General features: G+C 73.5%; 14 protein-coding genes. 10 read left to right on the plus strand and 4 right to left on the minus strand.

The window, feature by feature from the left end:
• Positions 1-129: 129 nt before the first annotated feature.
• Positions 130-693, plus strand: coding sequence for a DUF2378 family protein (locus tag FGE12_RS21675; protein WP_153868459.1), 564 nt, complete (start codon positions 130-132; stop codon positions 691-693).
• A 13-nt stretch (positions 694-706) separates the two neighbouring features.
• Here FGE12_RS21675 and FGE12_RS21680 read toward each other — a convergent pair whose 3' ends face one another.
• Positions 707-2239, minus strand: coding sequence for a hypothetical protein (locus tag FGE12_RS21680; RefSeq protein WP_370459099.1), 1533 nt, complete (start codon positions 2237-2239; stop codon positions 707-709).
• A 26-nt stretch (positions 2240-2265) separates the two neighbouring features.
• A complete protein-coding gene (locus FGE12_RS21685) occupies positions 2266-3606 on the minus strand; it encodes a bifunctional glycosyltransferase/class I SAM-dependent methyltransferase (protein WP_153868460.1) in 1341 nt (446 codons plus the stop codon).
• A 115-nt stretch (positions 3607-3721) separates the two neighbouring features.
• Here FGE12_RS21685 and FGE12_RS21690 point away from each other — a divergent pair, with 115 nt between their 5' ends.
• Together FGE12_RS21690 and FGE12_RS21695 are read left to right on the plus strand one after the other, a co-directional pair.
• Positions 3722-4696: a nucleotidyltransferase family protein gene (locus tag FGE12_RS21690; RefSeq protein WP_153868461.1), complete on the plus strand. Its 975-nt coding sequence runs from the start codon at positions 3722-3724 to the stop codon at positions 4694-4696.
• 108 nt (positions 4697-4804) lie between these two features.
• Positions 4805-6103 carry a UDP-glucose/GDP-mannose dehydrogenase family protein gene (locus FGE12_RS21695; protein WP_153868463.1) on the plus strand — a complete coding sequence of 433 codons (1299 nt, stop codon included), beginning with the start codon at positions 4805-4807 and terminating at the stop codon, positions 6101-6103.
• A 21-nt stretch (positions 6104-6124) separates the two neighbouring features.
• Here FGE12_RS21695 and FGE12_RS21700 read toward each other — a convergent pair whose 3' ends face one another.
• Positions 6125-6466, minus strand: coding sequence for a hypothetical protein (locus FGE12_RS21700; RefSeq protein ID WP_153868464.1), 342 nt, complete (start codon positions 6464-6466; stop codon positions 6125-6127).
• Positions 6467-6532: 66 nt separating this feature from the next.
• Positions 6533-7855 (minus strand): N-succinylarginine dihydrolase, encoded by a 1323-nt coding sequence (gene astB / locus FGE12_RS21705; protein WP_153868466.1) that lies wholly within the window; start codon positions 7853-7855, stop codon positions 6533-6535.
• 55 nt (positions 7856-7910) lie between these two features.
• Between astB and FGE12_RS21710 the strand changes: the two genes are divergently transcribed.
• The 7 genes from FGE12_RS21710 to FGE12_RS21740 all read left to right on the plus strand — a co-directional run bounded on the left by FGE12_RS21710 (position 7911) and on the right by FGE12_RS21740 (position 13798).
• Positions 7911-8858, plus strand: coding sequence for a lysophospholipid acyltransferase family protein (locus FGE12_RS21710; RefSeq protein ID WP_370459100.1), 948 nt, complete (start codon positions 7911-7913; stop codon positions 8856-8858).
• Between the two features lie 14 nt (positions 8859-8872).
• Entirely contained in the window at positions 8873-9520 is a 648-nt protein-coding gene (locus FGE12_RS21715) for a hypothetical protein (RefSeq protein WP_194798147.1), read from the plus strand.
• Positions 9517-10104 carry an LptA/OstA family protein gene (locus FGE12_RS21720; protein WP_194798148.1) on the plus strand — a complete coding sequence of 196 codons (588 nt, stop codon included), beginning with the start codon at positions 9517-9519 and terminating at the stop codon, positions 10102-10104. The genes FGE12_RS21715 and FGE12_RS21720 overlap by 4 nt, the downstream gene beginning before the upstream one ends.
• Positions 10101-10835 carry an LPS export ABC transporter ATP-binding protein gene (lptB, locus tag FGE12_RS21725; protein WP_194798149.1) on the plus strand — a complete coding sequence of 245 codons (735 nt, stop codon included), beginning with the start codon at positions 10101-10103 and terminating at the stop codon, positions 10833-10835. Before FGE12_RS21720 ends, lptB begins: the two co-directional genes overlap by 4 nt.
• A 311-nt stretch (positions 10836-11146) precedes the next feature.
• Entirely contained in the window at positions 11147-12661 is a 1515-nt protein-coding gene (rpoN, locus tag FGE12_RS21730) for an RNA polymerase factor sigma-54 (protein WP_153868469.1), read from the plus strand.
• 101 nt (positions 12662-12762) lie between these two features.
• Positions 12763-13014: a DUF1059 domain-containing protein gene (locus FGE12_RS21735; protein WP_153868470.1), complete on the plus strand. Its 252-nt coding sequence runs from the start codon at positions 12763-12765 to the stop codon at positions 13012-13014.
• Between the two features lie 19 nt (positions 13015-13033).
• Positions 13034-13798 (plus strand): hypothetical protein, encoded by a 765-nt coding sequence (locus FGE12_RS21740; RefSeq protein WP_153868471.1) that lies wholly within the window; start codon positions 13034-13036, stop codon positions 13796-13798.
• Positions 13799-13861: the final 63 nt, after the last annotated feature.

Here is a 13861-nt window from a genome sequence, read left to right on the forward strand (position 1 = left end):
GAGGTGCGCGGTGTGCGATGCGGGTCGCCGGGGACCTCCCGGCCCCCTGTCGATTCCCGCACACTTCTATGGCTAGAGTGCGCGGCGTGGCGGCGGGCAGGCTCCGCGGCCAGCACCGGGGGGGAATCCATGACGCAGGCCGCAGTGGAGCTGCAGCTGCCCGAGGGACACGTGAAGCAGAGCGTGTTCGAGGGGCTCTTCGTGCACGTGCTCAAGGTGCAGCCGGGCTCCCCGTTCGCGCGGGACCTGAAGGCCGTGGGCTTCGACCTCGCGCACCAGGAGGTGAGCTACCCCACGCCGGTGCTCAAGGCCGTGCTCGAGGTGGCCGCGCGCCACGTGCTGCCGGGCCGCCCGCTCGAGGAGGCGCAGCGCGAGCTGGGCCGGCGCTTCCTCGAGGGCTTCCTGCAGACGCTCGCGGGCAAGGCGCTGGGGCTGCTGCTGCCCGTCTTCGGTCCCGAGGGCATCATCAAGCGCCTGCCGCGCTTCTTCTCCATGGGCACGGTGGGCTCGGAGATGACCGTCTATCCGGACAGCCCGCAGTGCTGGCGCTTCGAGCTGCGCGACCGCCATCCGCTCGCGGACTTCGACGCCGGCATCATCGAGGCGGCGCTGCTGCGCGTGGGCGTGCAGCCCGACATCACCGTGCACGCGCGCGGCGCACAGCACTTCGCCCTGCTGCTGCGCTGGAAGTGAGCCTGCGCGCGCGCTAGTCCGCGCGCACCAGCCACACCGACTGCAGGAAGCGCACGGCGCCCGCGTCCGCCGCATCGTGGCGGGCGCTCGCCGCGTGCAGCACGAGCACCGCCGCCACCACCGCGAGCCCCGCGGCCACGGCCGCCGGCGTGCGCGAGAGCCGCAGCAGCGCCCACGCCGCCATCGCGACGACGCCGAGCACGAGCAGCGCCCCGGGCAGGGCCGACGCCACGCCGAAGAGCGAGAGCACCGTGGGCGGCAGGGACCCCGCGCGAAACAGCGGCAGCGCGAGCGCGAAGAGGCCGTCCGACACGTCGTCCGGGACGTAGTTCACGAGCGTGAGCAGCCCGGTGACGAGCACGCTCGCGGCGCACAGCCCCGCGCCCACGCCGGCCCACGGCCCCCCTCGCCGCTGCAGCCCCGCGAGCGCGAGCCCCACGGGCAGCATCAGGAAGGGCACGAGCCCCGTGAGGTGGCGAGGCCCCGTCGTCCAGCCCCAGGACGCGTAGGAGAAGGACGCGGTGAAGTACGCGTAGCCGAGGCAGAGCACCCCCGTGAGCCAGAACAGCGCGCGCCCCTCGCTGTCCTTGCGTCGCCCGAGCAGCCACAGCCCGGGCAGCGCGAGCAGCAGCACGGGCGAGAGCGCGAAGAGGCCGCGCAGCGGGCTGAAGAGCGAGAGCTCGAGGGCGCGCGGGTCCGGCAGCCGGATGCCGAGGAAGCCCCCCAGGTGCCAGGGCTGGTAGGCCGCGTCCGCCAGGTGCTTGTAGCCGCTCTCCAGCGGGTGGCCGAAGGCGGCCTGGTGGTAGGCCATCAGTCCCAGCACGAAGGGCAGGGCGCCCACGAGCGCGAGCCCCCCTCCTCGCGCGAGCCGCACGAGCCGCTCGCGCAGCGGCAGCTCCGGGCGCAGCAGGACCTGAAGCGCCGCGTAGAGCACCAGCGCGAGCACCGCGAGCGCGCCCGTGTACTCGGCCGCGAGCGCCGCGCCCGCGCACGCGCCCGCGGCCAGGTAGCCGCGCTCGCGCCACGCGCCGCGCCCCACCTGCCACAGCGCGTAGAAGCCCGCGAAGAGCAGCACCGCGCTCGCCTGGTGGCTCATGAAGAGCAGCGAGTAGCTGAAGGCCAGCGTGCCCAGCGCGTACGTCGCCGTGAGCAGCAGGGGCAGGGGCCAGGGCAGGCCTTGCGCGGCGAGGAAGCGGTGCAGCAGCAGCAGGAGCGGCAGCGTGGGGGCCACCGTGAGCAGCAGGCGCGAGAGGTACACGAGCCACAGCTCGGACACGCGGTGCCCGTCCCCGCCCGCGAGCGCCTCCAGCGCCGCGTACACCGGCACCGCGGCGAGCGAGAGCAGCGGCGCCTTGGACGAGTAGTAGCGCCCGTCCTTCACCGAGAGGTCGCCCACGCGCCCGTAGTCCTGCAGCGCGCCGTTCATCTCGAGCGTGCCGTGGTCCACCCACGCGCGCGCCTGCCACAGGCGCGCCAGCTCGTTGGGGGAGCGCAGGCCGGGGTGGTACGGGAACGCGAGGACGTAGAGCGCGAGCAGGAGGGCCACGGGCGCTCGCGCTGCGCCCCTGCCGCTCACCCCTGCGTCCCGCCGGTCACGCGCGCCACCGCGAACAGGCTCATGCCCACCGGCAGCTTCACGTGGCTCTCGGCCTCGGCGAGCAGCGGCGCGAGCCGGTCGTAGAGCTTGAGCTGCAGCTTGGGCACGCTGCGCCGGCGCATCACGCGGCTGTTCATGAACCAGCCGGGGATGCCCACCAGGTTCATCCACTCCAGCTGCTCCACCTCGAAGCCGTTCGCCTCGAGCAGCCCCTGCAGCTGGGGCCGGGTGTAGCGGCGGTGGTGGCCCACCGCCTCGTCGATCGCCCCGAACAGCGCGGGCAGCGCCGGCACCAGGATGAGCACCCGGCCGCCCTCGGGGAGGATCTGCCGGAAGCGGCGCAGCGCAGCGGCGTCGTCCGGGATGTGCTCGAGCACGTTGGACAGCACGATGGTGTCCAGCTTCTCCGCGCGCAGCTGCTCCCAGTCCGCGAGCGCCACGTCCGAGAGGTAGGGGCGCACGTGCGGCTTGCCGCGGAACTTGTTGCGCAGCCGCTCCACGTAGAAGCGCTCCACCTCCAGCGCGATGAGCAGCTCGAGCCCCGGCTCCAGCTCGCGGGTGATGGTGCCGATGCCCGCGCCGATCTCCAGCACGCGCCGGCCCACGTGCGCCTTGAAGCGCCGGGCGATCCACTGGTTGTAGTTGACCGCGCCGTCCATGCGCTCGAGCGTGTTGTAGCCCTCGTGCTGGTTGTCCGCGTCGTTCTGCACCGTGGCGTAGCGCACCAGCGCCTTGAGCCGCGCGAGCTGCGCGCTCAAGCCCTGGCGCGGCGCGGTCACCAGCTCCACCGGCACCTCGGCGAGCCGGTACAGCTGCGCCGCCAGCTTCACCACGATCTCGGCGTCGATTGCCTCGTCGTCGCTCGAGAGCGCGAGCCCCTGCAGCGCCTCCGTGCGGAAGGCGCGCAGGCCGCTGAGCGGGTCCTGCAGCGCGAGGTCCGCCACGAAGCCCGTGAAGCGCCCCAGCGCCCGGTCCGCCACGGGCCCGCCCGCGCCCGAGCGGCACGCGAACACCGCGTCCGCGCTGTCCTGCTCCAGCGGGCGCAGCAGCTCGTCGTAGGCGGAGATGGGGTACGCCACGTCCGGGTCCTGCACGATGGTGAAGCGGCCCGCCGCCTGCGCGATGGCGCTGCGGATGGCGGCGCCCTTGCCGCCGGTGGCCGGCACCTGCAGCACGTTCGGCTGCTCGGGCATGGCCAGGGGGGCATCACCCGCGAGCAGCACCTGCGCGCGCGGGGCCAGCTCGCGCGCGAAGAGCGCTGCGGCGCCAGAGGAACGGTGGCTGTAGGGGATGATGACGGAGAGCGTGGGTTCCAAGGTGCCGCCTGCCTATCACACGCCGGGGCCGCCGCGCCTGCCTGCCTGTGCCGGGGGACCCCTCGCGCGCTTGTGCATTGCACCCGTGCGCCGTGCCCCGTAAGAGCCATGCCCCATGGCGCCGCCCAGCCTCCTCGACACCGTCCGCGTCCTCGCCTCGCTCGACCCGCCCCGCACGGACCTGCGCGGCGCCCCCTGGGAGCAATACGTGGACTGGTCCATCGGCCAGGGGCTCGCCCCGCTGGCCGCCTACAACCTGCAGTACCGGCTCGGCGCCGCGGGCGCGCCGGAGTGGGCGCGCGACCGGCTCCTGAGCATCTACCAGGGCTCGCTCAACGACAACGTGATGAAGCTGGTCAACTTCAAGCGCGCCGTGGACGAGCTCGAGGGGCGCCGGCTGCTCATGCTGGGCGGCGCCGCCTTCGCCGAGGCGCTCTACCCGCACGTGGGCTTCCGCCCGGTGCTGGAGATCCAGCTGCTGCTGCAGCGCACGGACCTGGACCCCTTCGCCGCCTTCCTCGGCCAGCACCAGTTCAAGCCCGAGCCGGACGACATGGGCTCGGGCGCGGCGCGCGTGCTCTCCGACGGGCGCACCCCCGTGTTCCTCTTCTCGGACGTGCTGGGCGCGCGCGGGCGCGAGGCGCTGCGCGGCGTGTTCGAGCGCGCGCGCCCCATGCGCGTGTACGGGCCCTCCTTCTTCCGGCCCGAGCAGGAGGACGCGGTGCTGCTGCTGTGCCTCGAGCACGCGCGCCAGGGCTACGAGGTGCCGCTGCTGTCCTTCGTGGACCTGCGCGAGCTGGTGACGGGCGCGCAGGGGCTCAACGGCCCCTACTCGCGCCCGCTGGACGCAGCCAGCCTGCAGGAGCGCGCGCGCGCCTGGCGCCTCGAGCGCGCGCTCTACGCCTCGCTCGCGGTGGTGGCCGGGCTCTTCCCCGAGGCTGCCGCCGCCGCGCGCGCCGCCCAGCCGCCCCTGCGCGGCGCCACGCGCCAGCTGCTCGACCGGCTGGTGGTGGCGCCCACGCTCGCCCTCGGGCGCACCCGCACCCTGCGCGGCGGAGACCGCCTCCGCCGGCTGCTCACCGGGCAGTAGCCGCACCCCTCCCGGGGGGCCCTTGGCGCAGCCCCGTCCCGGGCGTATACCGCCCCCGCGCCGCGCCCCCCTGGCCGGCCCCTCGCTCGCTCCTGGAGTAGGAACACCATGAAGATCTCCGTCATCGGCACCGGCTACGTGGGCCTGGTGGCCGGCACCTGCCTCGCGGACAGCGGCAACGACGTCGCGTGCGTGGACATCGACGCCGGCAAGATTGCGCGCCTCAACGCGGGCGAGGTGCCCATCTACGAGCCGGGGCTCGAGGAGCTCATCCGCCACAACGTGAAGGAGGAGCGCCTCTCCTTCACCACGGACCTCGCCAGCGCGGTGGCGCGCAGCCAGGTGGTGTTCATCGCCGTGGGCACGCCCGAGGGCGAGGACGGGGAGGCGGACCTCACCTACGTGCTCAGGGCGGCCGAGCAGGTGGGGCGCGCCATGACGGGCTACACCGTGGTGGTGGACAAGAGCACGGTGCCGGTGGGCACGGCGAAGCGGGTGCGCGAGGCGATTCGCGCGGTGACGAAGCATGACTTCGACGTCGTCAGCAACCCCGAGTTCATGAAGGAGGGCGCGGCGCTCGAGGACTTCCTCAAGCCGGACCGCGTCGTCATCGGCGCGGACAGCGAGCGCGCGGCGAAGGTGATGGGCGAGCTGTACGCGCCCTTCGTGCGCACCGAGAACCCCGTCCTCTTCATGGACACCGCGAGCGCGGAGCTGACGAAGTACGCGGCCAACGCGATGCTCGCCACCCGCATCTCCTTCATGAACGACATCGCGGCGCTCTGCGAGAAGGTGGGCGCGGACGTGGACTTCGTGCGCAAGGGGCTGGGGAGTGACAGCCGCATCGGCTACCCCTTCCTCTTCCCCGGCGTGGGCTACGGCGGCTCCTGCTTCCCCAAGGACGTGAAGGCGCTCGTCAGTACGGCGCGCGAGCACGGGGTGGAGTTCGACCTGCTGCGCGCGGTGGAGCGCACCAACGAGCGCCAGAAGCGCCTGCTGCTCAGCCGCGCCCTCAAGCACTTCGGCAGCCTCGAGGGCCGCCACTTCGCCGTGTGGGGCCTCGCCTTCAAGCCCAAGACGGACGACATGCGCATGGCGCCCTCCATCGAGCTCATCGAGGGGCTGCTGGCCAAGGGCGCGCGCGTGAGCGCCCACGACCCCGTCGCCCACGGGACGGCCGCCCGCGTCTTCGGCAACCGCATCACCTACGCCCCCACGCCCTACGCGGCCCTCGAGGGCGCGGAAGCCCTCTTCGTCGTCACCGAGTGGAACGAGTTCCGCCACCCCGACTTCGAGCGCATGAAGCGCACCCTGAAGGCGCCGGTGGTGTTCGACGGCCGCAACGTCTTCAGCCCGCAGAAGATGCGCGAGCTGGGCTTCGAGTACTTCGGGCTGGGGCGCAAGTAGCGCCCGGGTGGCGCCTCAGCCTCAGGGGGTCCCGGCGTCCGGGCCCGCTGCGGTGAGGCCGCAGGCCACCTTGCGGTCCACACTGCGCTCGAGCTCGTCGCAGAGCGCCACCCGGTCCTTGCCGCCGTTGGCGGCCGGGTCCGGGCAGGTGTCCAGCTTCTGCTCGCACAGGTCCTGCTGCTCGCTGCTGGGCTCGAGCCGCCCCTCGTTATTGCCGGCGTTCTGGGCGCAGGCCTCGCGCTCGATGCGCGTGTCGCGGCACTCGCACACCCGCTGGGACAGCTCGCGGCAGGGACTCGTGCACGCGGCGAGCGAGAGGAGGGTGAGCGGCAGCAGGAGGGCGAGCGGGCGGCGGTGGAGCATGAGGGCCGGCACGATGCCAGAAGGGGCGCGGGACGCAAGCGCACCTTCTCGGGGGCTCGCTGCTCCCTAGCGCTGGAAGTCGTACACCGGGCCCAGGCGCAGGATGCGCGTGAGCTCGTCGAGCGCCGTGAGCACCTCGCGCGCGAGCGCCGGGTCCTGCAGGTCTGCGGCGCGCAGGCTGTCGCGGTAGTGGCGGCGCACCCAGGCGGCGAGCTCCTGGTGCAGCGCCTCGCCGTAGAACACGTTCGCCCGCACGGCGCCGCGCTCCTCCTCGGTGAGCCAGATGCGCTGGCGCAGGCAGGCGGGGCCGCCGCCGTTGTTCATGCTCTGGCGCACGTCCAGGTAGTGCACCGCCTTCACCGGGTTGTCCTCGGCCACCACGCGCTCGAGGAAGGCGCGCGCGGCCGGGGTCTCCTTCGCCTCGAGCGGCGCCACGATCGCCATGCTCCCGTCCGGCAGCGTGAGCACCTGGGAGTTGAAGGGGTAGGCGCGCACCGCGTCCGCCGCGGGCAGCTCCTCGCGGCCCGCCATCGCCCACCGGAAGCGCTCGCCCAGCAGCGCCCGCAGCCGCGCGAGCAGCCCCTGCGCGTCCACGAAGGCGAGCTCGTGCAGCATCAGGAAGCTGTCGTTGCCCACCGCGAGCACGTCCGTGTGGAAGGCGCCCGCGTCGATGCCCTCGGGCGCCTGCTGCGGAAAGAGGCTCTGGGCCGGGTCCACCTGGTGCAGCCGCGCCAGCGCCTGGCTCGCCTCCAGCGTCTGGCGGGCGGGGAAGCGCTGCGGGCCCACCACGTCCTGGAAGGCGCTGCGGCCCCAGGCGAAGAGGTGCACCGCCTTGTGGCCCGGGGTGGCGAGCCGGGTGTGGTTCGCCGCCCCCTCGTCCGCGAACTGGCCGCCGCCCGGCAGGGGCTCGTGGATGGCGAAGCGCGCCTCGTCCGCGAAGATGGCGCGGAAGACCGAGTGGGTGGTGTCCGCCTCCAGCATGCGGTGGAACATCTGGTGCAGGTTCGCCGGGGTCGCATGCATGCGCCCATCGGCCGTGTCGCAGGAGGGGGCCACGGTGGCGGCGTTCGCCGTCCACATGGCGGCGGCGCTCGAGGTGAGGCGCAGCAGGTGCTCGGCCTCCTTCGCCGCGCGGGTGATGACCTGCTCGTCCGTGCCGCTGAAGCCCAGGCGCCGCAGCATGCGCAGGGAGGGGCGCGGCTGCGGCGGGAGCACCGCCTGGCCCACGCCCAGCGCCGCCACCGCCCGCATCTTCTCCAGCCCCTGCAGCGCCGCCTCGCGCGGGTTGCTCGCGCTGCCGCCGTGGCGGGCGCTGGCGAGGTTGCCCACCGAGAGGCCGCCGTAGTTGTGCGTCGGACCGACGAGGCCGTCGAAGTTGTATTCGCGCATGGCTCAGGCCTCCCTTAGCAGACCCGCCCCGGACGGTGTACACCCGGGGCCGCCCGTGTCCTCGTCCCCACCCCTCAAGCGCCTCAAACGCCTGCTGCGCTACGGCCTCGTGCGCCTGGCGCTCGCCCTGGTGCGCCCGCTGCCGCTCTCGCTCGCCCGGCCGCTGGGGCTCTGGCTCGGCGCCGTGGCCTACCGGCTCGCCGGGGGCGAGCGGAGGAAGGCCCTCGCTTCGCTCGCGCGCGCCTTCCCGGAGGCGGCGCAGGCGGAGCGCGAGCGGCTCGCGCGCGCCTGCTTCGGGCACCTGGGGCGCGCGCTCTTCGAGGCGGCGTGCGTGGACGCGGCGGACCGGCACCTCGCGCAGCTCGTGCGCTGGGAGCCCGCGGACCGCGCCGTGCTGGACGGGGCGCTCGCGCGGGGGCGGGGCGTGGTCTTCGTCTCCGGGCACGTGGGCAACTGGGAGCTGCTCGCGCGGCGGGTGGCGCGCGCGGGCTACCCCTCGCAGAGCATCGCCAAGGAGACGAGCGACCCGCGCCTCACGGGGCTCGTGGAGCGCTTCCGGGCGCGCGGCGGGGTGCGCAGCATCTGGCGCGGCCACGAGGGGGCGGCGAAGCAGATGCTGCGCGCGCTCAAGGCGGGGGAGATATTGGGCCTGCTCATCGACCAGGACACGCGCGCCCAGAACCTCTTCGTGCCCTTCTTCGGGCTGCCGGCCGCCACCCCCCGCGCCGCCGCGGACCTCGCCCTGCGCACGGGCGCCGCCGTGGTGGTGGGCTTCTGCCAGCGCGAGGGGGGCCCCGTGGGCCGCGAGCCCGGCTACCGCCTGCGCATGGAGGAGGTGGCGGTGCCGCAGGCCGGCCCGGACGCGGCCGCGCGCGAGGCGGCGGCGCTCGCGCTCACCGCGGCGCTCTCCGCGCGCATCGAGGCGGCCATCCGCCGCGCCCCCGAGCAGTGGGTGTGGATGCACCAGCGCTGGAAGACCCGCCCCAGGGGCGGGGCGGGGTGATAGAGAAGAGCGCCGTGCCCTCCTGCCTCCGCCCCCTCGCCGCCTTCCTGCTGCTGCTCGGGCCCGCCGCCTGCGGCCCGGGCGCGGGGAGCGCGGCCGGCGGCCCGCCGCCCGAGCAGGTGCCGGACGTGACGCTGTACGGGGTGCGGCTGCAGTCCTTCGAGGGCGAGCAGCTGGTGGCGGCCGGCCGCGCCGAGCGCGCCACCTACCAGCGCGGCACCGGCGGCGTGGTCGCCTCGCAGATGGTGCTGCGGCTGCCCAGCCGCCCCGGCGCGGGCGGCGCCGCGGCGAGCTCGTCCCATGCCGGCCTGGAGGTGCGCGCGGTGCGGCTCGAGGGCAACCTCGGCAGCCGCCAGGCGGTGGCGGGCGGGGGCGTGGTGCTGCGCACCAGCACCGGCATCGTGGCGCGCAGCGCGAGCGCCGCCCTGGTCACCTCGCCGGACGGCCACCAGCGGAATATCCGCGGCCAGGAGCCCGTCACCGTGCAGGGCCCGAACTACCGCCACCGCGCGGACGCCTTCGACCTCGCGCTGGGCAGCGAGGTCTTCACCTTCTCGGGCAACGTGCAGAGCGAGTTCGAGGGCGTGAGCCCCACCGCCTCGAGCGGCCCGAAGCCTGCTGCGGGTCCGGCCCCCCGGTCCCAGAACGGAGCGATGCAGTGATCGAGTTCTTCGCCTCGGCCCTCCTGCTCGTGCAGCCCGGCGCCCCGGGCGGCGCGCCGGCCGCTGCCGCCGTGGCCGCGCCCGCCGCGGCCGCTTCCGCCCCGGCTGCGGCCCCGGGCACCCCGAAGGCCGCCGCCACCCCGGCCCAGCGGCTGAAGAACCCGGTGGACATCAAGGCCCAGCTCTTCGAGCTGCTGGGCAACAAGAACCAGGCCTCCTACAAGGGCAACGTGGTGGTGCGCCACCGCACGCTGGTGCTCAAGTGCGACGAGCTCACCAGCTTCTACTCCAACGGCAACGCCCAGCAGGTGCGGCGCGTGGAGTGCGTGGGCAACGTGGAGGCGGTGGACGGCGACCGCACCGCCAAGGGCGAGCGCGCCGACTTCGACGTGGCCAGCGGCATGCTGGTCGTCACCGGCGCTCCCGAGGCGCGCCAGGGCAACAACTACATGCGCGGCACCAAGGTGACGCTCACCCTGGGCAACCGGCGCATCCTGGTGGAGAACGCCGAGACCCTCTTCGAGACCACGCCGGGGGGGATGCCGCAGCTGCCCGCGCCGGCGGGTGGGGCCAGCCGGCCGTGAGCGCGCTGCTGCAGGCAGAGGGCCTGCACAAGGCCTTCCGCGGCCGCAAGGTCGTGGACGGCGTGAGCTTCCAGGTGCGCCAGGGCGAGGTGGTGGGCTTGCTGGGCCCCAACGGCGCGGGCAAGACCACCAGCTTCAACATGGTGGTGGGGCTGGTGGCGGCGGACGCGGGGAGGGTGCAGCTGGAGGGCGAGGACCTCACCCGCCTGCCCATGCACCGCCGCGCGCGCCAGGGCCTCGGGTACCTTCCGCAGGAGGCGAGCATCTTCCGCAAGCTCACCGTGCGGCAGAACTTCCTCGCGGTGCTCGAGCTGCAGCGCCGCTACGACCGGCGCGCCCGCGAGGCGCGCGCCCAGGAGCTGCTCGAGGAGTTCGGCCTCACCCACGTGGCGGACAGCCTGGGCGAGACGCTCTCGGGCGGCGAGCGGCGGCGCGCCGAGATCGCCCGCTCGCTCATCCCCGGCCCCCGCTTCATCCTCTTCGACGAGCCCTTCGCCGGCGTGGACCCCATCAACGTGGGCGACCTGCAGCGCCAGATCTTCCTGCTCAAGCAGCGCGGGCTCGGGGTCCTCATCACCGACCACAACGTGCAGGACACCCTCGGCATCTGCGACCGGGCCTACATCATCGCCCAGGGCCGCATCCTCGAGGAGGGCACCCCGGAGCAGATCGCCGCGAGCCCCCGCGCCCGCGCCGTGTACCTGGGAGAGCGCTTCCGGCTCTACTCCTGAGTCGCGAAAGCCCCGGGCCCGGCCCGGGCTGCCGCCCGGTGGCGCGAAGCCCCCGGAGTGTTCAGCGGCGGGCCCGCTACAGCCCTTGGCCCGGCATTTGCGTTGCCTGTTGAACGTCCAGGGGGTGTCCAACCAGGGCCCGCAAGTGCCCGATTCTCAAGAGGAATCGGGGCTATGCAAGCAGGGGACCAGGCGGTGGTGGGCTTTACGCCCTTGCGCCGTCTTGATAGCTTGGCACGGTCCTTGAGGCGGTGGTCGCCATCAGGGAGCACGGACTGCAGCCGTCCGCACACCGAGGTCGAGCAAGCCCCATGGCGATGGAACTCAAGCAGAGCCTGAAGTTGAGCCAGCAGCTGGTGATGACGCCCCAGCTCCAGCAGGCGATCAAGCTTCTGCAGCTGTCCCGGATGGAGCTGCTCGAGCAGGTGCGCGAGGAGATGGAGCAGAACCCCCTGCTCGAGCAGCCGGACGAGCAGGCGGTCGGCGACGTCACGGACAAGGAGCCCGGCGAGGCCTCGCTCGAGGCGGAGAACCTGGAGGCCCCCCGCGACCTGGAGGCCCCCCAGCCCGAGACCGCCCAGGAGTTCAAGCCGGAGAACAGCGACGGCCCCCCCGAGATCGACTGGGAGGCCTACCTCAACAGCTACCAGTTCAACGAGCAGACCACCGCGTCCAACAAGGGCAACGTGGCCACGGACGACCTGCCGTCGTTCGAGGCCAACCTCGTGGAGAAGGAGGACCTGGTCGACCACCTGCAGGAGCAGCTGGGCACCCTGCGCCTCAACGAGGCCGAGCGCCGCATCGGCATGCTCATCCTGGGCAACCTGGACGACGACGGCTACCTCAAGCTGCCGGACGTGGAGGGCGACCCGCTCATCCGGCTCGCCAACGAGGCGGACGTGCCCATGCACGTGGCCGAGCGCACCCTGCGCCGCATCCAGAGCCTGGACCCCAAGGGCTGCGGCGCGCGCGACCTGCAGGAGTGCCTCCTCATCCAGGTGACCGCGCTCAAGGACCCGCACTCGGCGCTGCTCGGCACCATCATCAAGCGCCACATGCGCCACCTGGAGAGCAAGAACCTGCCGGCCATCGCCAAGGAGCTGAAGGTCTCCCTGGACGAGGTGGTGGCCGCCGCGAAGCTGCTCACCAAGCTGGACCCCAAGCCGGGCCGCAACTTCAGCGGGGACGACGCGCAGTACATCTCCCCGGACGTCTTCGTCTACAAGATGGGGGAGGAGTACACGGTCGTCCTCAACGACGACGGCCTCTCCAAGCTCCGCATCTCCGGCACCTACCGCAACGCGCTGAAGAACGGCGCCGTGGGCCCCGGGCAGACCAAGGACTTCATCCAGGACAAGCTGCGCAGCGCGATGTGGCTCATCCGCTCCATCCACCAGCGGCAGCGGACCATCTACAAGGTCACCGAGAGCATCGTGAAGTTCCAGAAGGACTTCTTCGACAAGGGCATCGCCCACCTCAAGCCGCTCATCCTGCGCGACGTGGCCGAGGACATCGGGATGCACGAGTCCACCGTCTCGCGCGTGACCACCGCGAAGTACGTGCACACCCCGCAGGGCATCTTCGAGCTGAAGTACTTCTTCAACTCCTCCATCGCGCGCGTGAGCGGCGAGGACACCGCGAGCGAGGCGGTGAAGCACCACATCAAGCAGCTCGTGGCGCAGGAGGATCCGAAGAACCCCTACTCGGACCAGAAGCTGGTGGAGCTGCTGCGCGCGCAGGGCACCGAGATCGCCCGGCGCACCGTGGCCAAGTACCGCGAGGTGCTGGGCATCCTCCCCAGCAGCAAGCGCAAGCGCTACTTCTAGCCGGCGCGCCCGGCGCTCAGGCTGCGGCCGGGGCGCCTGCGCGCCCGTGTCTTGCCCCGGGCCGCGCCCGTGGCCACCGCGAGGGCAGGAGGACCTGCCCCATGCCCCGCAAGATGATCGACTGTCGCGACCAGCCCAGCGAGTCGAACTGCACCCTCACCATCGCCGGCGAGCCCGACGAGGTGCTGCGCGCCGCCACCCAGCACGCCATCTCCGTGCACGGCCACCAGGACGGCCCCGAGCTGCGCGAGGGGCTGCGCGCCGCGCTCAAGGACGACCCGTCGGCAGACGCGGCGAGGATGCCGGGCCGCGGCGCCCCCGCCGCCTCGCCGGACCTGTCCGCCCGCCACTAGCAGGTGCTAGAGGAGGCGCATGAAGCCTGCCTCGCTCACCGCGCTGCTCCTCCTCGCCACCGCCTGCGGCTCGGCCGCCCAGCCGGAGCCCACCTCGCTCGGAGCGCTCTCCGGGCGCAGCGTGCGGCTCGTCCTCAACGACACGGACGTCGCCGACCGGGCCACCGCCGTGCTCGGCGACCACCGGGTGACGGTGGTGCTGCAGGACCTGCCGGACGGCACCTGCACCCGGCTCGCGGAAGGGGTGAGCGCCACGCTCGGCGGCGAGCCGATGCGCCTGGAGCGCGGCGGAGTCGCCAGCACCCCCGGACGCACGGTGTGCGTGCAGCCTGCCGCGACCTTCGACTTCGACCCGGCGGTGTGGGCCGCCGAGCCCGCGGCGGACCTCGAGGTCCTCCTGCAGGAGGCGGGGCAGCCCACCGTGCGCCTGCGCGTGCTGGGGGGCAAGGCCAAGCGCCGCTTCACCATCGTGCCGCCCACCCCCGCGGGCACCGTGCGCCCGGGCCAGACGCGCCTCTACACCTACGCGCCGGGCACGGACGCGGGCGGCGAGGTGGCGGCGAGCCTCAGCCAGGTGGGCAGCAGCGTGGGGGGCCCGCTCACGGCCTCGCTGGACCCCGACGGGCGGGTGCGCGTGGGGGTGCCCACCACGGTGCCCGCGGGCACGCAGGAGCTGCACCTGAGCCGCACCGCGCCCGCCACCTTCCTCGCCTGCGAGGGGCTCGCTGCGTGCGAGGGCGCGCTGTTCCACGCCGAGACGGTGCCCGTGGATATCGTCCCCTGAAGGGCTTCCTGAGCCGGGCCGCAGGCCAGGGGGGCAGGGTGCACCCCCCGCGCGGGGCCACCG

The sequence above is a fragment of the Aggregicoccus sp. 17bor-14 genome, from assembly GCF_009659535.1.
Lineage (GTDB): Bacteria > Myxococcota > Myxococcia > Myxococcales > Myxococcaceae > Aggregicoccus.